13 protein-coding genes are annotated in these 18,793 nt (G+C 62.8%); 4 read left to right on the top strand and 9 right to left on the bottom strand.

Annotated elements, in window-relative coordinates:
- The first annotated feature begins 133 nt into the window (after positions 1-133).
- Entirely contained in the window at positions 134-1,420 is a 1,287-nt protein-coding gene (locus tag B5483_RS21795; protein ID WP_054945878.1) for a helix-turn-helix domain-containing protein, read from the top strand.
- Positions 1,421-1,438: 18 nt separating this feature from the next.
- On the opposite strand, the gene B5483_RS21790 is transcribed toward B5483_RS21795, so the two are convergent.
- The 5 genes from B5483_RS21790 to B5483_RS21770 form a co-directional block, all read right to left on the bottom strand.
- Positions 1,439-2,203: a hypothetical protein gene (locus tag B5483_RS21790; protein ID WP_079732007.1), complete on the bottom strand. Its 765-nt coding sequence runs from the start codon at positions 2,201-2,203 to the stop codon at positions 1,439-1,441.
- A gap of 198 nt (positions 2,204-2,401) precedes the next feature.
- A complete protein-coding gene (locus tag B5483_RS21785) occupies positions 2,402-2,767 on the bottom strand; it encodes a DUF6152 family protein (RefSeq protein WP_079732006.1) in 366 nt (121 codons plus the stop codon).
- A gap of 462 nt (positions 2,768-3,229) precedes the next feature.
- Positions 3,230-4,141 carry an ROK family protein gene (locus tag B5483_RS21780; protein ID WP_079732005.1) on the bottom strand — a complete coding sequence of 304 codons (912 nt, stop codon included), beginning with the start codon at positions 4,139-4,141 and terminating at the stop codon, positions 3,230-3,232.
- Entirely contained in the window at positions 4,138-5,271 is a 1,134-nt protein-coding gene (locus B5483_RS21775) for a glycoside hydrolase family 68 protein (RefSeq protein WP_079732017.1), read from the bottom strand. The genes B5483_RS21780 and B5483_RS21775 overlap by 4 nt, the downstream gene beginning before the upstream one ends.
- Positions 5,272-5,370: 99 nt before the next feature.
- A complete protein-coding gene (locus B5483_RS21770; protein WP_054945882.1) occupies positions 5,371-7,815 on the bottom strand; it encodes a TonB-dependent siderophore receptor in 2,445 nt (814 codons plus the stop codon).
- 159 nt (positions 7,816-7,974) lie between these two features.
- Between B5483_RS21770 and B5483_RS21765 the strand changes: the two genes are divergently transcribed.
- On the top strand, positions 7,975-9,321 hold the full coding sequence (locus B5483_RS21765) for an MFS transporter (protein WP_079732016.1): 1,347 nt from the start codon (positions 7,975-7,977) through the stop codon (positions 9,319-9,321).
- Between the two features lie 44 nt (positions 9,322-9,365).
- Entirely contained in the window at positions 9,366-10,433 is a 1,068-nt protein-coding gene (locus B5483_RS21760; protein WP_079732004.1) for a LacI family DNA-binding transcriptional regulator, read from the top strand.
- 57 nt (positions 10,434-10,490) lie between these two features.
- Here B5483_RS21760 and B5483_RS21755 read toward each other — a convergent pair whose 3' ends face one another.
- The 4 genes from B5483_RS21755 to B5483_RS21740 all read right to left on the bottom strand — a co-directional run bounded on the left by B5483_RS21755 (position 10,491) and on the right by B5483_RS21740 (position 16,730).
- On the bottom strand, positions 10,491-11,759 hold the full coding sequence (locus tag B5483_RS21755) for a purple acid phosphatase family protein (protein ID WP_079732003.1): 1,269 nt from the start codon (positions 11,757-11,759) through the stop codon (positions 10,491-10,493).
- A gap of 17 nt (positions 11,760-11,776) precedes the next feature.
- Positions 11,777-14,980, bottom strand: a complete 3,204-nt coding sequence (locus B5483_RS21750; RefSeq protein WP_079732002.1) for a TonB-dependent receptor — start codon at positions 14,978-14,980, stop codon at positions 11,777-11,779.
- 185 nt (positions 14,981-15,165) lie between these two features.
- Positions 15,166-16,191 carry a FecR family protein gene (locus tag B5483_RS21745; protein WP_079732001.1) on the bottom strand — a complete coding sequence of 342 codons (1,026 nt, stop codon included), beginning with the start codon at positions 16,189-16,191 and terminating at the stop codon, positions 15,166-15,168.
- Positions 16,188-16,730 (bottom strand): RNA polymerase sigma factor, encoded by a 543-nt coding sequence (locus B5483_RS21740; protein ID WP_079732000.1) that lies wholly within the window; start codon positions 16,728-16,730, stop codon positions 16,188-16,190. Before B5483_RS21740 ends, B5483_RS21745 begins: the two co-directional genes overlap by 4 nt.
- Positions 16,731-17,046: 316 nt before the next feature.
- On the opposite strand from B5483_RS21740, the gene B5483_RS21735 reads away from it, so the two are divergent.
- Positions 17,047-18,786, top strand: a complete 1,740-nt coding sequence (locus B5483_RS21735; protein WP_245829532.1) for a pilus assembly protein TadG-related protein — start codon at positions 17,047-17,049, stop codon at positions 18,784-18,786.
- The last annotated feature ends 7 nt before the right edge of the window (positions 18,787-18,793 follow it).

The raw sequence follows: 18,793 nt of genomic DNA, 5'->3' as shown, positions 1-18,793 counted from the left end.
AGTTGGGTTGACCCCAATTGCACACGTGATCGGAAGCAAGGAAGTCCCTGGAAGAATGTTGCGCGTGATGGCCGTTCCATTCGCGAGCCAGCATTAACATAGGCCGATCGCACTTTACGGAGTTTGGCCAGGCGTGGCGTCGCAGCACCTTTCGGATCCATCCAGCCTTGCCGAAAGCGCGTTGTTCGAGGCCGAGGTCCAAGAGTTCCGTGAGGTGTTGGCGCGGAATCGTTCAACCATCTATCTGCGCGTGTTCGATTATCTGGTAGCGGCCTCGGATGAACAGCGTTCGCCGAAGGAAATCGAGATCGCGGTCGCTGTGTTCGGCAAAGGGCCGGATTTCGACCCCTCGTTCGATTCCGTCGTGCGCGTCCACATCCATCGCTTGCGCCAGAAGATGGACAAACATTACGCGGGAACTTCAGGTTACAGGCTTGAACTGGGCAAGGGCGCCTATCGCATCCTCCTCAGCAAGCAGGAAGAGCGGCCCGTCGATTCCATTCGCTTGCCCTGGCAGCGCAAATGGCGGTTCCGAGGAGGAAGGTGGGCGATCGTCCTGGGAAGCCTGGCCGCGGCGGAACTGATCCTGTGCGCGGTTCTGCTTGTCGCGAAGACCATGCAACCCGCTGCTCCTCTTGCCAGGACGACATTCTGGAGGCCCGTTGCAAAAGCTGGAGCGGAGACCACGGTAGTGCTGGGAGACAATTACGCCTTCATCGAATCCGAAGACGAAAAAGATGCCAGCAAACTGATCATCGACGACACGATCAGGTCGCGTAAGGACCTGAGCAGCTATACGATCGATCATCCGGAAGATTACTATCGCTATTACGATTTTGACTTGCACTACATGCCAACAGGCACTGCATCGGCGCTGTGGAAGGTGAATCGCACAATCATGGGCCTGACGAATGAGAAGCCTCCCACCGTCTTGCCCGCATCGAGATTGAGCGAAGAGGCGCTGGAAAGCGGGACGCTGCTCTATATTGGCCGGCTGCAGGCGATGGGCATGTTAAGTTACAGGCTTGCCAATTCATCGGGCTTTCGGATCGACACGGCATCCGGGCGTTTCATCGACCGGGCGAGCGGCAAGCACTATGCCGCGGACTTGGCATTTACGGACGGTTCCGAGCGGAAGGACCTGGGTTATCTTGCGGTCTTGCCCGCACGGGCCGGGGGGCGCACGCTTGTTGTGGGAGGCACAAGCGACAATGCGGTCGTGGCGATGGCTGACCTGGCCGGCGATGCCCGGGCGCTTACCCAACTTGCGCAAGAAACTGACAATGCTGACGCGTTTGAAGCCCTCTATCGCGTGACATCGGTGGGGAGTGCGCGGATTGGCGCAACAGCGCTGGTCAGGCGGCCCCTCATCTTTACGCCAGCGAACGCAAAGGCGACTAGACGGGGACCGGACCGGTGACGTTTGCGGGGCGACTGCCTATTGATCGACCCGCATCGACACAGTGCCGTCACTGCCGATGACATCATTCGTCTGATCGCAATAGTACTCCATGATCCGGTGCTCGTCATTGCGCTTGTAGCCGAACGTGAAGCGGTAGGGCGTGTTCAGGTATTGCGGATCTTCGATCACGATTTCGTCCGCGATCTGGTTCTTCGAGACCCGATATATCTTTTCCCTGATAACCATGTCGGCGCTGTGAGGGATCTCGAAAAAGCGCACATCCTGGGACACACCGCGCGTTTCCACCAACAAGGCACCATCTTGCCAATGGCCGACGGAATAGCCGTAGTAGCTTGGCGGCAGTTCATCCGCAGGCGGCATTTCATCATCGATGTAGATGCGGCGCGTCTGACTCAGGAATTCTCCCAGGACCGTCACCTGTTCGGGGAGCTGGAGTATCTGGATGGCAAAAATCGCGCCCATGATCGTAGGCATCCCCTCCGGAAGGCATAGCGTGCTGCTATCGACCAGGGGCGTGCCGGCAGCCAGCATTGCCGCCCGCTTTTCGCGCTGGGCCTTCCACTCGCTTGCATAAGGCTCCTTCAGGTCGGGCCCGCCTTCGGGCGGCTGCAGGTCCTGGAAGACGCTCGCGTCGTCGGCGAAGGGGTCGGGATACCTCTCCCAGATCCCGTTCAGGTCGGTTGTCGCCACGCCCCGGTGCGGAGCTGCCTGTGCGTGCAACGGCACGAGAGGTGCCAACAGCACTGCTGCCAGAACTTTGAACCCTGATTTCCTGTACATAGATTGACTCCACGCATTTTGCCACGCCTTGCAGCCATCGACCGGTTTGACGATCGGTACGGCAAGGCGACGCTCGACATCTTGCGGTCCGGTGAGAAGGGGAATGGCGCATTCGCTTCAGCCTTCGATGCGCAATCGCCCAGGTTAAACCATTCCATCCATCGCCGCCCTGTTCTTCAGGGGCGGCTGCCTTGGCAATTACCAGCCCCTCAGGGTCGCTCCGGTAGGAAGAGTGATTTCCTTGAGCATGCCTCCCGTCTTGCCATTCCGAAGTGGGTAGAACGTCAGGTGTACCTTGTCGCCGGCCGCGAGCGTGTTGGCCTTCCAGCCCTGGTGGGTCATGAGGTTCGGGCTGCTGCATTCCAGTGTGAAAACCGTACCCTTGGCGTCCTTGACGATGACGAATGTATGGGGATTGGCCCACTGGAACTTCGCCACCGTTCCGTTCATCTCGATCAGCTTGGTCTGGTCGAACATCGCGAACGAATGGTGTGCGGTTGCGGGCACGCCGATGAGCGACAAAGCTGCGCCGAGACCAAGCAGGCTGCTTCTCGAAATCTTCATGTGAGTCTCCGAATTACCTCTATTACCTGGCTGGAGCGCAGGGCGAACCTTCATGGTTGAAGGTGGCTTGCGATGTCCGCAGGGTTGCTTCGGGCTAGCTCTGTCCCCTTTGTCAGGCACGTTTTTACGGGTTCAGAACTGTTACAGGCGCTCGGGGTATCGACTGCGCGTTATTCAGGACCGTCCCGAGGTTCTGGAGCGCCACGTTGCCGCCGATGCGGTGAGTGTCACGCGCCCGGCCGGTGCGATGGTACGCAATCTTGCGGCCAACGTGCCGCGGGGTCCGAGAGGATCGGCTTGGTCCTGTCCCTCCGGCGACGATTGCCTCACGCTTGCGTGTCGGGAGAAGCGGCGCGCGTGTGCTCTCCTGCCCTGTCGAAGGCTGGCCCGTCGCATCGGCGTGCACACCGGCGAAAATGCGCCGCTGGCGAGGGCATGTTTCCAGGCCGTCTTAAGGCCTGGTCAAATCTTGTCGGAGATCAGGGCCTTATGCGCCAGCAGCAGTGAGCCAACCGGACCGGCATTGGCGCCGAGCGCCGGGAGGCAGATCATGCGCTCGATGGCGGCATGGTCCAGGTCTGGCAGGTAGCCGGCGAGGATCGCGGGTAAGCGGGTTCGGGCCCGCTCGACGAGGTGCGGCTGGCGCGTGGCGACGCCGCCGCCGATGATGATGCGCTGCGGGGACAGGGATAGGACCAGCGTAGACAGGAGTTCGGCCAGGTCATGCACGACTTCGTCCCAAGCGGGCGAGGCGGGATCGAGCTTGCCCGGATGCGCCGGCAGGCGGGCCTCGAGCGCGGGGCCGCTGATGAGACCTTCGATGCAGTCGCCATGAAAGGGGCAGGTGCCGGCAAAGGTTGCGCCTGGTGCGCGGCGGGTGCGGATGTGGCCGAGCTCGGGATGGAGCAAGCCGTGCACCGGTCGGCCATCGACCACAATTCCTGCCCCGAGACCGGTCCCGATCGTGATGTAGACGAGGCTGGAACAGCCTTGTCCCGCTCCGAAGGCATGCTCGGCAAGCGCTGCGGCATTGACGTCGGTATCGACGCCGATGGGGCAGGCGAAGCGGGCGTGCACCCATTCGAGCACGCCGGTGTTGCTCCAACCGGGCTTAGGGGTCCTGAGGATGGTGCCGTAATCTGCCGCATCGGGCGTTACCCGGATGGGGCCGAAACTGGCGATCCCGATGGCAGCGAGCGGGGACGCCGCCTGCCATGCCGCGAGCTGGGCAAGGGCTGCCTCCAGGGTTTCATCCGGGGTGGCGGTGGGCAGGGCATGGCTCTCGAGGATGCGGGTGCCATCGCCCAGCGTGACGATAGTCTTTGTGCCGCCCAGTTCGATGCCGGCAAGGCGTGGAGGGGAACCCTGCGTCATGTCAGCGAAGCGCGCTCGCCGGAGAGCGAAAGCCTCAGGAAGGGAGCGAAAGTGCCGCCGAAACGGGTGCGCCCTTCCGGCTTTTCCGTAGCCGAGGCATCGTCCACGCCCCAGTAGTCCACGAAGCTGGTGACGGAAAGATCGGGCAGCACCCACCAGCTGTAGGCCTGAAAGGGTTCGCTGGGAGGATTGGCGAAGACGAGGCCGTGGCCGTTGAGAAGGTGCCAGGGGCCTTCGATGCGTTCTGCGGTCGCGCCGTAAAGGCCGGTCGGTGCGGTAATGCCGGGGGCGAAGACCTTGGCCTGCGTTGACCAGAACAGATAGAGACGGCCCGCATGTTCGACGATGTGCGGACGTTCAAGTTCGTTGTTGGTGTCGGTCGCATCGACCAGTGGAGCCAGCGGAAGGTAGCTGCCGCTGGCCTCGTCCATGCGCGCCAGTCCGACAAGTCCGTTGAAGGCACGGGGCGCGGCTGCGGCCGAGCCGGTAAAAAGGACGTACTCGGTGCCGTCCGGCGCGCGCCAGGGGAACGGATCGCGGAAGGCCTTGATTTCGCCGATCCGGCCCTCGCTTTCCTGGGCGGCCATGTAGGGGCCTGCCGGTTCGACGATTTCGCGCGGAGCAGACCACGGACCGAAAGGGGCGTTCTGGTTCTCGGTCAGGGTGCAGCGGGTCATGAACAGGCGCTGGCGAAAGGTGAGGTGGCTCTCGCCGCGCTCGCCGGCGGCTGTGAAGTAGAGGGCTACCTGTGCGCCTTCGAGCCGCGCCGCACCCGACCATTCGCGGCTGCCGGGGGAGAAGCCTTCGGGAAGGGTCTGGCCGAGGTGCCGGAAGCTGTCACCCTCGCGGAAGAAGTGATGGATGCGGGCCAGGGCGTGGCGGCTTTCGGGGTCGTCGGCCATGGGCGCGGTGAGGGCGAACCACAGCTCGCCGCCGTGCCATGGCACCGGCGCGCCACTCGCGTCGGCAAGCGGCCAGGCATCCCAGACGTCGATGTCATCTGCAACGCGGCCCACGTCGGCGGGGCCGAGAACGGGTGCGCAGGTGCAGGCGGCAAGGTCAAGAGTTGCAAGGTTACCGGCCGTCCAGGACAGCTTCGCGTCATCCGTCTTGGTCGGACTGGTGTTCATGCGTTCGGTTTCCTTACGCGGCATCGTGGCAGAAGGGATAGGGGCGCGGAGATGGCCGGACATAGGAGGAGTGTCCGGCCATCTCCGCTGGTTTCAAGGTCAGAACTCGTAGCGCAGCGAGGCGGAGATAGTGCGCCCGTTGATCGACCTTGCCCTGACGTAGTTGTCCACGCCCGGAGTGATGGACCCTTCCTCCGCTTCGGTGATGCCCGTCACGTTGAAAAGGTTGTTCGCGTTGAGAGAGACCTCGACCTTGTCGATCGGGCGGAAATTAACGAAGGCATTGACCTGCGCGTAGGCAGGGAAGACCAGTTCGTTGCTGTCCTGGGCATAGGCCTTGGTAGTGCCCACGATGTTCAGACCGGCACGAACCACGTCGAAGTCCACGGCGGGCGTGATCTGGTAGATCAGCTTGGCCTGGCGGCGCGGGGTGTTGCCTTCGTTTGCGGGCGTGATGGCATCCTTGGCGATCTTGGCGTCGGTGTAGGTGGCGCCTGCCCGCAGGTCCAGGATGCCCGAGCGGTAGGCTGCCTCGATCTCGACGCCTGTGGCCTTGTAGGTGCGGTCGAGGAAGCGCTGCGTGGTCGCCTCGAAGTTCTGCTCCTGCGTCTTGGCGTGGAAGCCGGTGACGAAGAGGCCGAACGGTCCCGAGCGATACTTCACACCCAGTTCGTACTGATCGACGAAGTCGACGGCGTCCTGCTTGCGCACCGAACCGTCGGGCTGGACCACGCCGAACAGCAGGCGGTCGGCATTGGCGCGTCCGCCACGGCTGACGCGGGCGAAGGCCGCAAGATCCGGGGTGAACATGTAGTTCGCACCGATCGACCAGGACCAGTAGCCGACCGAATAGCGGACCGGGCTCGTGTTGCCGTTGTCGATCAGCGAGACGCTGCGCTCGACCGGCTGGATCGTTCCGTCGCCGTTGACGTCGTAGTTCGTGGCCTGGAGCGTTCCGGCATAGTTGCCGCGCGCCTTGACGTGGTCGTAGCGCAGGCTTGCGTCGATGGTGAGGCCGCCGGTCTCCAGAGTGCCGGCCAGGTAGGGTGCGTCGATGTCGTAACGCACGTCGTAGCTGCGCTGGCAGCAGTTGCCCCAGAAGGGCACGCCGTAGGCATAAAGTCCGCCGCGGGTCAGGACGCTGCCCGAGCCGTCGGTGACGTCGATGAGCGCGGCATTGTGCCCATCGACTGCCATCAGGTAGGAATTCCAGACCCAGTCCATGTCGATGTTCTGGCGGGCCTTGTAGTAGCCGGCGGTGATCGAGGCCGGACCGAAGTCCTTGGTCAGCTTGAGGTCGTTGGTGAAGCTCGAGAAGTCGTTGATGTCGACGTTGAAGAGGTGGGTGCGCATGAGCAGCGCATTGCCCGCCACCGCCTGTCCGGCGCTGGGGCCGTTGGCATAGACCATGCCGTAAGTGCCGGCAGCGCCCGTCAGGAGTTCGCCGACCGAGTTCGCGATCCCCTGACCCGCACCGACTTCGGCGGGGAAGGGAGAGACGAAGCGGCCGTGCACATCCGAGTACCGGAAACGTTCTTCGAGCTTGAGGCCGTCGGCCACGTCGAACACTGCCTCGAGGCCGACCGAGGTCACCACCGGGTGCATGCCGTCCTTGATGTCCGTGGTGTGGAGCGCGTTGTTGCCGTCGAGGCCGATGTCGCTGGTGAAGTACTTCGAGTGCGGCGTCTGCGACTTGATGTCGAAGCCGGGAAGCGAGCCGAAGTGCGGGTCGGCATTGGTGCCGGTCACCAGGGTCGGCATCGGCAGGTAGCCGATCGCGCGATCGTCTAGGCGCTTGAGGTAGACGCGCACGTAGCCGCTGTCGAACTCCTGCGTCAGGTTGGCCTTGATCTGGTAGCCCTTGTTGCCGGTGTAGCCCGCATCGCGCGGACCTTCGCCCTGGCGCCAGAAGCCGCCGATGTTGAAGCGCGTCTTCTCGCCCAGGTGGCCACCGTAGTCGAAGTCGAGCCGGTAGTCCTCGTAGTCGAGGCCGATCGTGGCCATGACCACGCCGCCATCTTCCTTGCCGTCCTTCGAGATGAAGTTGATCACGCCGCCCGGTGAGTTGGAGGCGAGTGTCGAGGCCGAGCCGCCGCGCACCGCCTGGATGGAGGCGATCGTCTGGTCGGCGCGCAGGAAGATGTCGGCATTGCCGAAGGCGATGTCGCCGAACTGCATGACGGGCATGCCGTCTTCCTGCAACTGCAGGAACTTGGCACCGCCCGAGGCGACGGGCAGGCCGCGCACGGCGATGTTGGCATTGCCGTCACCGCCGGTGGATTCGGAGCGGATGCCGGGGATCTGGCGGAAGATTTCCGCAGTGGTGCGCGGCGCCGCGTCGGCGATCGCGCTCTCGTCGAGCGCGCTGACCGAGATCGAGCTTTCCAGCCGATTGGTGGGTCGTGCCGAAGCCGTGACGATGATCTCGTCAAGCCCGAGGGCGTCCTGAGGGTCCTCGGCGGGGGTGGTGTCCTGCGCATGGAGGGTGGCGGGTAAAACCGCGACTGCGGCTACACTCACCGCAAGCAGTGTGCGAAACTTCATCGATCCTCATCCCATTTCATTGTGTTTGTGTCAGCTTGTCATACGCTCGATTCAATCGATTGCAAGATATTTATGCAATCGATTGAATTTTTCCGGGGCAGGGGGTATCAGGGCGCCAGGGCCAGCGCGAAAAGCGCGGCTGAAGAGAGGATGGCGGGCATGATCGAGTCCCAAAAACCAAGGCTTTCCCTGATTCGAATCGTCGAGATGAATCTGGGCTTCTTCGGCCTGCAGTTCAGCTTCGGGCTGCAGCAGGCGAACATGGGGCCGATCTACGGCTATCTTGGCGCAAACGAGGCGACGATGCCGCTGCTGTGGCTTGCGGGCCCGGTCACCGGGCTTGTCATCCAGCCGATCGTCGGCGCTATGAGCGACCGTACGCATTCGCGCCTGGGGCGACGAACGCCCTATTTTCTGGTCGGGGCGCTGATCTGTTCGGCATGCCTGTTCCTGATGCCCTTTTCCTCGGCGCTGTGGATGGCCGCTTCGCTACTATGGCTCCTCGATGCGGGCAACAACATCACCATGGAGCCTTACCGCGCCTACGTGGCCGACCGACTTGCGAGCGAGCAGCACTCGGTGGGATTCATGACACAGAGCGCCTTTACCGGCCTTGCCCAGACACTGTCCTACCTTGCCCCGTCGCTCCTGGCAGCGGTGATCGACCGCAACCTCCTCGATCCCAATGGCATTCCCGTCATCGTGCGGATCGCCTTCGTGATCGGCGCGGTCCTCTCGATCTCGACCATCCTGTGGTCGATCCTGAGAGTGCGCGAACTGCCGCTTGGCCCGGCGGAACGCGCCAAGCTCGACGCCAGTCCCCTGACGGTGGGCGCCACCTTGCGCGAGATCGGCGATGCCATCCGCGAGATGCCGGCCCCGATGCGCCAGCTCGCGTTGGCGATGCTGTGCCAGTGGTACGCGATGTTCACCTACTGGCAGTTCATCGTCTTTGCCGTCGCCCGTGGGATCTACGGAACCCACGATGCCTCTTCGGTGGGTTTTCGCGATGCCACATTGACTGCGCAGCAGGCCGGAGCCTTCTACAATTGCGTCGCCTTCCTCGCCGCGATTGCCCTCATCCCGCTGGTTCGTCGCTTCGGCGCGCGCGCGGTTCACGCGGTTTGCCTGACCGCCTCGGGGGCCGCGATGCTTGCCATTCCCGGCATCGAGAGCACCCAGTTCCTCTTCGCTGCGATGATCGGCATCGGTTTTGGCTGGGCGGGCATGATGGGCAACACCTACATCATGCTGGCAGGCTCTATCCCGCCTGAACGCACCGGCATCTACATGGGCATCTTCAACATGTTCATCGTAATTCCCATGCTGATCGAAAGCCTGACGATGCCGCTGCTCTACGGTCCCCTCCTGGGCAGCGACCCGCGCAACACGCTCTATCTTTCCGGCGGGCTGATGCTGCTGGGGGCGATCGCGACATTGCGCATCCGCCTGCCGCGTCCGGGTGATGCCGCGAAGGTCATCCCTCCGGCACAGGGTGCAGGATGATTTTTCGTTCCCATCGGGGGCCTGGACAGCCTATGCCCCCGGCAATGGACCCAGGTAACACGCCCGAGGACAAGCAGGTCGAGAACGACGGCGCCGAAACCGCGAAGGTAAAGACCCTTGCGGATCTCGGCAGGATCGCGGGAGTGACCGCGGGCACCGTCTCGCGCGCGCTGGCAGGCTCGGAGCTTGTCAGCAAGCGCACGCGCGAGCGCATCCTGGCCCTTGCCAGCGAGCACGGCTTCCAGCTCAACCAGATCGCCAGCAAGCTGCGATCGAAACGCACGGGCATGATCGGGGTGGTGATCCCGCTGGGGCATGAACGCAGCCAGCACATCTCCGATCCCTTCTTCATGACCCTGCTCGGACATCTTGCCGACGAGATCACCGAGCGTGGCTACAGCATCGTGCTCGAGCGCGCGATACCGGAGGAGAAGCCCGACTGGCTGGATCGCATCTGTGGTTCTGGCATGGTCGATGGCGTCATCCTGATCGGCCAGTCCGACCAGTTCGAGACGATCGAGCGGGTCGCGGCGACCTATCGCCCACTCGTCGCATGGGGGAGTTACCACGTAGGCCAGCGCCACTGCGCGGTGGGCACGGACAACCGCGCAGGCGGAGCGCTCGCAGCGCGGCGCCTGTTGGCGGGCGGGTCGAAACGCCTGGCCTTTCTGGGCGAGACGACCGGCGTTGAAATCGCCGAGCGTTTTGCAGGTGTCAGGGACGTTGCGGAGCAGGTCGGGGCTTCGCTGCTTCACCTGCCCTGCCACATGTCGTTCGAACTCATGACCGGCGAACTGGAAGGTCTGCTGACGCAGCAGGGCGAGCGCTTCGATGGCATCGTTGCAGCGTCGGACCTCATCGCCATGACCGCCCTCAAGATCCTTCACGGACAGGGCAAGCAGGTCCCCTCGGACGTTCAGGTCATAGGCTATGACGACCTGCCACTGGCCACGCAGACCATGCCCCCGTTGACCACTATCCGTCAGGACATCTCCGGCGGCGCAAGGGAGATCGTCCAGCGTCTGCAGTCAGCCATCGCCGGAGGGGACATCGCCTCGCTGGTCATGGCTCCCAGCCTGATCGAACGCGAGACGACGCGACGGTCGGCCTAGCGTCGGCGGGTCAGGCATTCGCCATGCCGGACGGTTCATCCGGCATGGCGGTTATGGTCAAGGCTTGCTCAGGGTCACTGCATCGAGAGGATCGCCGTTCGCAGCATAGGCGCGATAGGTCAGTGTCCCGCCGTCGACGGAAATGACCTGGAAGGCCTGGGTTCGCGCGGCCGTCTTGCGGGCCCAGGGGAGATCGGCCACTTCGTACATCTTGGGACCGGCCACGGACACGACGTAAGTCGCTCCGGCGTCGTCGGGTGCCGGGCCGTCTTGATCGATCGCCCCGCGCGCATAGCCGTGATCGTGGCCCTGCAGCACAAGGTCGACCTTATATTTGTCGATCAGGGGCTTGAGTGCGGAACGCACTTCCGGGTTATCCCGGTCGGGATCGCTAGAGAAAAGCGGGAAGTGCAGGAAGATGACTGTCCAGCGGTTCGGATTCTTGGCCAGGAGGCGGTCGAGCCAGGCAATGGTCGATGCGCGGGCCTCGGTATTGCGGACAAGCTGCGGGGAATCGACCGAGATCAGGCGCAGTCCCTGATAGTCGGTGTACCAGTGCGTTTCCCTGGCCTCGGGCACACCGTTCGGGCCGTTTTCGGGAAGCGTGAACTGGCGGCGCCATTGGCTTGTCACCGATGAGCCGGCGCGGGCGGCCTCGTCCTTGCCGTATTCGTGGTTTCCGGGCGTCGGCATCTGCGGGGTCTGCGCGTAGAGGAAGCCCCCGGCAGCGAACCATTCGCCCCATTCGCGGTCTGCATTGTGATGATTGATGAGGTCGCCGGCGTGGATGGTGAAGGCCGCATCGCCGGCCGTACGGAAGGCCATGCGCAAGGTCCGGGATGCCTGCGAGAGAACGTCGTTCTGCATGTCCCCCAGATAGATGAACCGGAACGGGCGGGCTTCTTCGGAAGCGGTGCGGAACTGGAACCATTCCGACCATCGCGCGCCATCGCCGACGCGGTAGGCGTAGACGGTGTCCGGCTCTAGTTCCCGGAGTACTGCGGAGTGATAGGCTGCGCGGAAGGCAGGATCTTCTTCCACCGCGATCGTGGCATCGTCGGTGACGGCTTCGATCGTCAGGGCGGACTTCGTGAAGTCGGGACCGACCGTTGCCCTGGCGTACTGGACCTTGCCCGCATGTCCCGGAGCGCTGCGCCAGGTAACGGCCATCTCGTGCGCGGTATCGGCGGTGAGGTTGAGGATGATGCGTTCAGGCGCGACTGTGGCCTCAGCGAGTACGGGTCGCCCGGTATCCTGCGCCGCCACCGGGGCAGCGCAGGTACCGAGCAGGACAGTGGCGAGCAGAGCGCGTGTCTTGCTTTTCATGGTCTTTCGGGGCTCGTTCAGAAGATGAGGTTGAAGCCGAGCGAGATCGAGCGGCCGTTCTTGATGTAGGCGCGGCTGGCCCCGTCGCTCGTCGACACGGTCTGCCAGTACGTATGCGAATCGAAGAGGTTCTGCACCTGGAGCTGGATCGAGGATTTCTCGAGAAAGCTCTTGCGGAAGGTCAGGTCGACGAAGCTGTACGCCTGCTCGTAGGGATCGTTGCCGAAGTCGTTTATCCCCGCGAGGAACTTCGACTGATAGTTCCAGGCGCCGTAGACTTCCCAGCCGTCGCGTTCCCAGAAGATCTGCAGGTTGGCGATGGTCTGGGGCGTCTCCATCAGCGGCAGGGTGTACCCGTCCGGATGCCAGGACAGGCCGGTCGCGGCCTTCGAACGCTGGAGCGTCAGGTTGCCGCCAATGCCAAGCGATCCGAATGCGCCCGGAAGCCAGTGCAGGAGCTGTTGTCCGCTGATCTCGACGCCATAGACCTCTGCCCACTTGCCGTTGTTGGGCATCGTGATCGCGACGCCTTCGGGATTGACGTTCAGCCCGGCAGTGCCGTGGCGGATATTGCTGGAGGAAGAGCGGAACAGGAAGTTCTCTATCTGCTTGTAGAACAGGGCGACCGAATAGGCCCCCGTTTTGCCGGCGTAGTGTTCCAGCGACATGTCGACGTTGGTGGAGCGCAGCGGCTTGAGATTGGGATTGCCCATCTCGATGCCCGTCAGGATCCATTCGCTGGTCGGGTTCTGGACACCATCGCCGTCCGGATCGCGGTCATAGGCATATTCACGTGCCGAGCTCATTCGGGCGATGTCGGGCCGGGCAAAGCTGGTCCAGACCGCGCCGCGCAGCTTGGTGCGATCGTCCAAGTCGTAATTGACGTGAACCGATGGCAGCCAGTTGGTGAAGCTCGTGCGATCGCGGGTGTAACGTGCGCCGGCTACCGGATCGATGTTCCACGCATTGATGGTGTTGCGCGTGTTCTCCATGCGCAGGCCGGTAATGACTTGGGCATGGCCGAAACGGGCCGTGCCCATCAGGTAGGCGGAGATCACGCGTTCATTGAAGCGGAAGCTGTCCTCATCCGAAATCTTGGCTTGCGAAGGATCGACTGCGAAGCCGTCAAACAGAGTGCTTTTGCCAGCCTTTGCGCGCTGCAGCTCCTCCATCATCGCCTTGTTGTCGAGCGTGGTGCCAAGGCGGTAGTCCCCGGAATAGGCCCCATCGAACAGGTTGGTGATCTCCTTGCCGTAGAGACGCGAGAAATCGGCGAGCGTGCCATCGGCATTGAGGTCCAGGAAGGATCCCTTGTAAGTGCGGCGGCGCGAGTTGTAGTACTTGGCGCCGGCTTTCACGGTATCCAGCAAGGTGCCGCCCGGCTTCCATTCCAGGTTGAACTGACCCTGCCAGAGTTTCTCGTTGGAGCCGCCGACATCGCCTTCCAGACCGCTGAAGCCGTATTGCGAAGGGTCCTGCACCCCGGCCAGACCCGCGCTGTTCAGGATCCACTTGGGAAAGCGCGAATCCTCCGCAGCCGAGAACAGCACGCCCTTGTTGCCGAGCCAACCGTACTTGTCGCTGCGGAATTCCAGTTCGTAGCCGTCGTCGAGATTGTCCTCGGACTGCGAGTAAGAAAGGTCGTAGTCAGCCGTCACGGCGCCCAGTCGCGAGACACCGCCGATGTTGGCCGATGCGAGGCTGCCCGTCTCGTTCGAACCTTCCCAGAAGCGTCGCAGGCGGAACCCCTGGGGATCCCAAGTGCCTGAGCCGCCTACGAGGCTGTAGGTGGAGCGCGCAGAGCGATCGGCGTCGGTGATGATGCCGTCCTTATCGCGGTCGACGATCTGATCGAGGCTGTAGCCGTAGATCCGGCCGAGCTTCCCGTCATAGCCGACGACATTGTCGTCGGGTTGCAGCAGGCCGGTGTCGTTCTTGTCGACCTGCGAGAGGCGGGCCGAGTTGCGGCTGGTGTCATTGCGAAAGTTCAGGCGGTTGAGAAATTCCTTCTTGCGGTACTTGTTGTACTGCCCGCGAAGATGGAGGTCGTGGTTGTCCGAGCGGAAGTCGATGCTGGAATTGATGCCGTAGCGTTCGACGTCGGTTTCACCGAAGCCCAGGTTCATGCCGCGCAGCACGAAGCGATTGGGGTCCCATCCCAGGGTTTCGCTGTCGGCGTACCAGGTGTCGGGCTGGTTGTCGCCGTCGACGCCGTTCCGTTCGAACTGCGACTTGCGGCGGCTCCAGCTTGCCGAAACGAAAACGCCGAAGCTGTCGCTGAACTGCCGCGAAGCGGCAGCCGATACCTGCGCCGACTTGCGGTGGTCGAACTTGTCGAGCATCCCGCCTTCGGCCGAGAGGCGAAAGTAGGTGGGCTTCTGGTCGAATGCGGTGGGAGTCGAAATGTCGACGGAGCCACCCAGCGCATCGCCGTCACGGTCGGGCGTCAGGCTCTTGTAGACCGTGATTTCCTTGATGCCGTCCGGGGGCAGGACCGACAGGCGCACGCCCCGGTAGAACACATTGTCGCGCGAGCCTGCACCGCCGAGGCGCACGCCGTTGATCGAGTAGTTGTTCAGCTCGGTGGAAAGGCCGCGCACGGTGATCCGGTCGCCTTCACCCGTCGTCGCGTTGCGTACGGCATTGACGCCGGGCATGCGGGCGAGGGCCTCGGAAACGTTGTTGGCGGGCAACTTGCCCATGTCGTCGGCGCTGACCGTATCGGAAACGACGTCCGACTTGCGCTTCTTCTCGAGCGATTCCTGTACGGCCTCGAAATAGCCTGTGACGATGATCTCGTCAGGTCCTTGCGACTGGACCCGTGACGAGACCGCGGCACTCGCGGATTCAGGGACGCGGTTCGCCTGTGCCGCCGGTGCCATGGCAGCCTTGCGCGGAGTAACGATGATCGTGCGGCCCTGACGTCGGGTCTTTATGCCGGCCCCTTCGACGATCTGCGCCAGCGCGGCGTCCGCTGTCAGGGTGCCGGAGACGCTGGAGCTGCGACGGCCGCGAAGCACCTCGGAAGAGGCGGCGACCTGGAGGCCCGTAACCCGGGAGTAGTCGCGCAGTGCACTTGCCAGATCCTGCGCCGGAATGGCGAAATTGAACGTGCGGGCGCTGGCGGCGTGAACCGGCGTCAGCGGTGCGAAGAATGGCAAGGATGCAAGCGAAAGGGCCAGCGCCGATACACCGGCGCGGCAATTGACTGCGCGAAACATGTAATCCCCTGTCTGTGAAATTCTAGACACGGGGAAGACGGGCGTAGATCAACAAACCCGACAAATATATTGCATTACAGAATAATAAACTTACCTGTCCGAATTATGACAATGACTGTTTGTTGTATTCTTCTGGATTCGAAAATCATGTTTACGTGTCCGGTGTTTTGAAAATTGCAATGGCTCTAATCGGAGGGGCTTTCGCTTCGGGTCAGGATAATGCGGCTTTCTTCTTCACGCCAGGTCAGGTCGTAGATGGCCGCCAGAGTGTCGAGTACTTCGGTGCGGGCCTCGAGTCTGAATCGGCCGGTAACCCGCAAGTCGCCCATCGCCCGATCGCCCAGAACCACAGGTTTGCCCGAGGTCCGGTTGAGCTGATCGACAAGACGGGCAAGAGCAGTGTCCTGTGCGTCAATCCAACCGTCGATCCAGCCGGGGTATTGCCCGTCGACGCCGTCGAGGCTGCGGACATGCGTGCCCGATATGGCAAGTCCGCTTCCGGCCGGAAGTCGCCATTCGCCGCTGCCCATCTCGACGCTCACCAGCCCGCGATAGACACGCACTTCCCGGTTGCCTCCGTCCATGACGTTGACATCGAATGCAGTGCCCAGGACCGAAATCAGCGCACTGCCGGTATCGACCGTGAAGCGGCGAATCCGTTCGTGCGCAACATCGAAGTAGGCTTCGCCCCGCTTGATCCTGACCGTACGTGACCAGGGCGTGATGCGAGCGGTCAACTCCGAGTCGCCGCCAAGGTGGATCGTGGTGCCATCTGCCAGCGCGACGATGCGGTCCTGTCCCCGCAACGTCGCGTAGCGGGTCTCCGGCGCGAGAAGACCCAGAGCGAGCGGAACGGACAAGGCGAGAGCGACCAGCGCGGCGGCCAGTCCACCGAAGAACCGGCGCTTGTTGCCTGAAGCCAGGCCCGGTGAATGGGGGAGCTCAGACACCGGCCCATAGCTCAATTCACCCGAAGCGCAGATACGTGGAGCACGGCTTTCGAGGTCGGAAGGAATGGCTGCCAATGCACGTTCCAGTCCTTCCGACTGCCAAAGCGCCGCCATGCGGGCGTAGCTTTCCACGTGACGCGGATCGTCGGCGATCCAGCGATCGAACGCAGCGGCGGTTGCGCTGTCCTGAAGCGGACGGTTCATCCGCTCGATCCAGGTCGCGGCCTGGCCATCGATCTCGGCCCTCTCGTTTGGTCTCACTCATCCCACCCCGCGGGTTCGATCCCCGCTTTTTCCATGGCGCGACGCAAGTCCAGAAGGCCGCGCGTGATGTGTTTTTCGACTGCCTTGATGCTCAGCGACAGGGCTTCGCCGATGGCGCGGCAACTTTCCTGCCGCATCCTGCGTCGGACGATCACTTCGCGGCGCAGCGGCGGCATCCGGTCCAGGCATTGCTGGAACACGGCATAGGCCCTGCGCGAATCAAGCACGCGATCGAGCGACGGGGCCTCGCTCCGCATGTCGTCCCCCGGGGCATCGGTCAGCCGTCGTTCTGCCCTGTATAGATCGACAAGCAGATTGTCGGCGATCCGGAAGCCCAGCGCAAAAACGCTGGCGATGGCCTGCTTGCGGCTAACCGATATAAGCCGGATTAAGGTCTCCTGCGCGATATCTTCCGCGACATCTGCCCGGACGGCGCGCGCTCTCAGGTAGCGGATGAGGCCTGTTTGGACATGGCCCCAATCTTCCTGTTCCGAAGCCGGCCCGCCGGACGGCAGAGATTCCAGATTTGCTCGCACCGGCCCCTCGGTTGGTTCACCGGGAGCCCCGTAGCGGCCTTATATGATGGTTTTGCGAAATGCTCGTAACGAGGACGAGCGACCGCAATTCTTATGCAGCACAACTGTCGGACGGCACACTCCTCCTGAGCGGCCGTACGATCCAAGCGTCGATTGCTGCCACGCCATGATCGGGGCCACACAGTGCATCGTCGATGGTATATGCCAAGATATATGCCCTGTCATATTAAAGTCGAATTCTAGAATAAACGGTATGTTAATAACCGCGTGCGAACAGCGTCGCATGCAGAAGATTTTTCCGCATTTTTTCAGCCAGTTGAGTCTGAGTTTGTTCCGCCACAAGGGTGGTGGGGTCGGCGTTATCGCCGGCCTTTCCTTGCCCGTCGTGCTCGGTGCTGCGGGGCTTGCCTTCGATATAAATCGTGGTCTCGAGCAGCAGGCGGCAAACCAGCGGGCGGCGGATATGGCGGCGCTAGGCGCAGCCATGGCCTTCAAGGCGAATTCCAGCGAAGCCGTGCTGGAACCGACTGCGAAGGACATCGTGCGCGCCAACGGAATTGCCGGCGCGACGGTACGGGCAACGGTGCACGACGATTTTCCCTCGGCAGGGGACCAGTCGGTGCGCGTGACCGTGACTACGCAGGCGCCCTATACGCTCGCCAAAGTCGTGGGCATGGGGGATCGCTTCAGCGTGCAGACGCAGTCCTTCGCGTCCCTGACGACGCAGGCGCCTTATGCACCGCCTTGCTTCCTTGCCCTCTCCAGCGCGAGCGACGCGATCACCGTGACCGGCGGCGCTTCGATCGATGCGCCGGACTGTTCGATCGCGGCCGTCGGCAGTGTGCAGAACAAGGGGCAGTTGATCCGCGGGCATGACATCATTTCCGGCAGTGGCGACATCGTGGTCGACTATGGCACGCTGTCCGCCGAGTCTTTGCGTTTTGCCGGAAGTTTCAGCGCCCCCTCCTGGAACGGCAACGTTCCTCCTGCGGACAAGCGCAAGAACCAGGCGACCGAACTGGTCGATCCCTGGGCCGACAATGCGGATCTGGCCGATGCCCGCAGCGAACTGGGTAACTATACCAGCATTCCCGGCCTCTCGAACCCCGATACGTCCGTTTGCTCGGGGGCAAAGGACTATGCCCTGGACTGGAGCCCGAACGCGTCTCACCCTGCGAAGGCCTACTGGACGGGGTCTGGCTACAATCTTCCGGCAGCGACGTACTGCATCAAGAAGCTGACGACCGGCGGGGGCCTTGCGATCAGGTTCGCAAGCGGTTCACGGATCTATGTGCAGCAGGGCGTGGCGATCGGCGGCGGCTCCAGCGTGGACTTCGGGGACTCCGATATCTTCGTCAACGGCGGCTTCGACAGTGGTTCCAGCGGCGTGACGATCGGCAACGGCACCTTGTGGATCGGCAACGGCGGCCAGGTCAAATGGCAGGGCACCAACCGCAAGGGCAATGGCACCGTCATCATCAACCAGACCATCACGCTGGGCGGCGGTCAAAAGTTGCTGATGGGAGATGGCAGCCACTTCTTCGGCGGGTTCAATCTGGGAGGAGGCGGTTCGGCCAAGATGGGTGACGGCGATTTCACCGCGGTTGCGGGGATCTTCATTGCCGGCGGCAGCGAACTTGCCGTTGGCAACGGCAATTACCTGATCGGACCGGGCAGCGGCAATGCGGCCATCAAGCTTTCGGGCAGCGCCATTTACCTCATGGGTGACGGGACCTTCAGCGCCAATGGCGACATCGATACCGCGGGCGGCAGCCGCATCGCTTTCGGCCGCACGCGCAATCATTACATCAACGGCAGCCTCAGGATTGCCGGTTCCGCGGTCTTCGGCGCCGGACGCTACACAATTGCAGGCGGCTTCACGAACGGCACCGGCGGCACGACCTGGCCTTATACCTCGCCGCTGAACGGTTTGACTTACGGCTCGGACTTTTCTGGATACGACATGGGCGTAAACGTCGACAGAACCCGGCCTTGTGCGGATCGGGGATGTTGTGAATTTCGCGGGGCAGATGGAGGCCTTGCGAATGGATATTAAGCAGTCA

The sequence above is a fragment of the Novosphingobium mathurense genome (assembly GCF_900168325.1).
GTDB lineage: Bacteria > Pseudomonadota > Alphaproteobacteria > Sphingomonadales > Sphingomonadaceae > Novosphingobium > Novosphingobium mathurense.
Note: the sequence above shows the minus strand (reverse complement) of the source record. Positions and strands in the feature narration are given on the sequence as shown.

Excerpts from the sequence above, each read along its gene's own strand:
- B5483_RS21750 (WP_079732002.1), bottom strand. The coding sequence starts at position 14,980 with ATGTTTCGCGCAGTCAATTGCCGCGCCGGTGTATCGGCGCTGGCCCTT.
- B5483_RS21790 (WP_079732007.1), bottom strand. The coding sequence starts at position 2,203 with ATGTACAGGAAATCAGGGTTCAAAGTTCTGGCAGCAGTGCTGTTGGCA.
- B5483_RS21775 (WP_079732017.1), bottom strand. The coding sequence starts at position 5,271 with ATGAACACCAGTCCGACCAAGACGGATGACGCGAAGCTGTCCTGGACG.
- B5483_RS21785 (WP_079732006.1), bottom strand. The coding sequence starts at position 2,767 with ATGAAGATTTCGAGAAGCAGCCTGCTTGGTCTCGGCGCAGCTTTGTCG.
- B5483_RS21760 (WP_079732004.1), top strand. The coding sequence starts at position 9,366 with ATGGACCCAGGTAACACGCCCGAGGACAAGCAGGTCGAGAACGACGGC.
- B5483_RS21770 (WP_054945882.1), bottom strand. The coding sequence starts at position 7,815 with ATGAAGTTTCGCACACTGCTTGCGGTGAGTGTAGCCGCAGTCGCGGTT.
- B5483_RS21780 (WP_079732005.1), bottom strand. The coding sequence starts at position 4,141 with ATGACGCAGGGTTCCCCTCCACGCCTTGCCGGCATCGAACTGGGCGGC.
- B5483_RS21765 (WP_079732016.1), top strand. The coding sequence starts at position 7,975 with ATGATCGAGTCCCAAAAACCAAGGCTTTCCCTGATTCGAATCGTCGAG.
- B5483_RS21755 (WP_079732003.1), bottom strand. The coding sequence starts at position 11,759 with ATGAAAAGCAAGACACGCGCTCTGCTCGCCACTGTCCTGCTCGGTACC.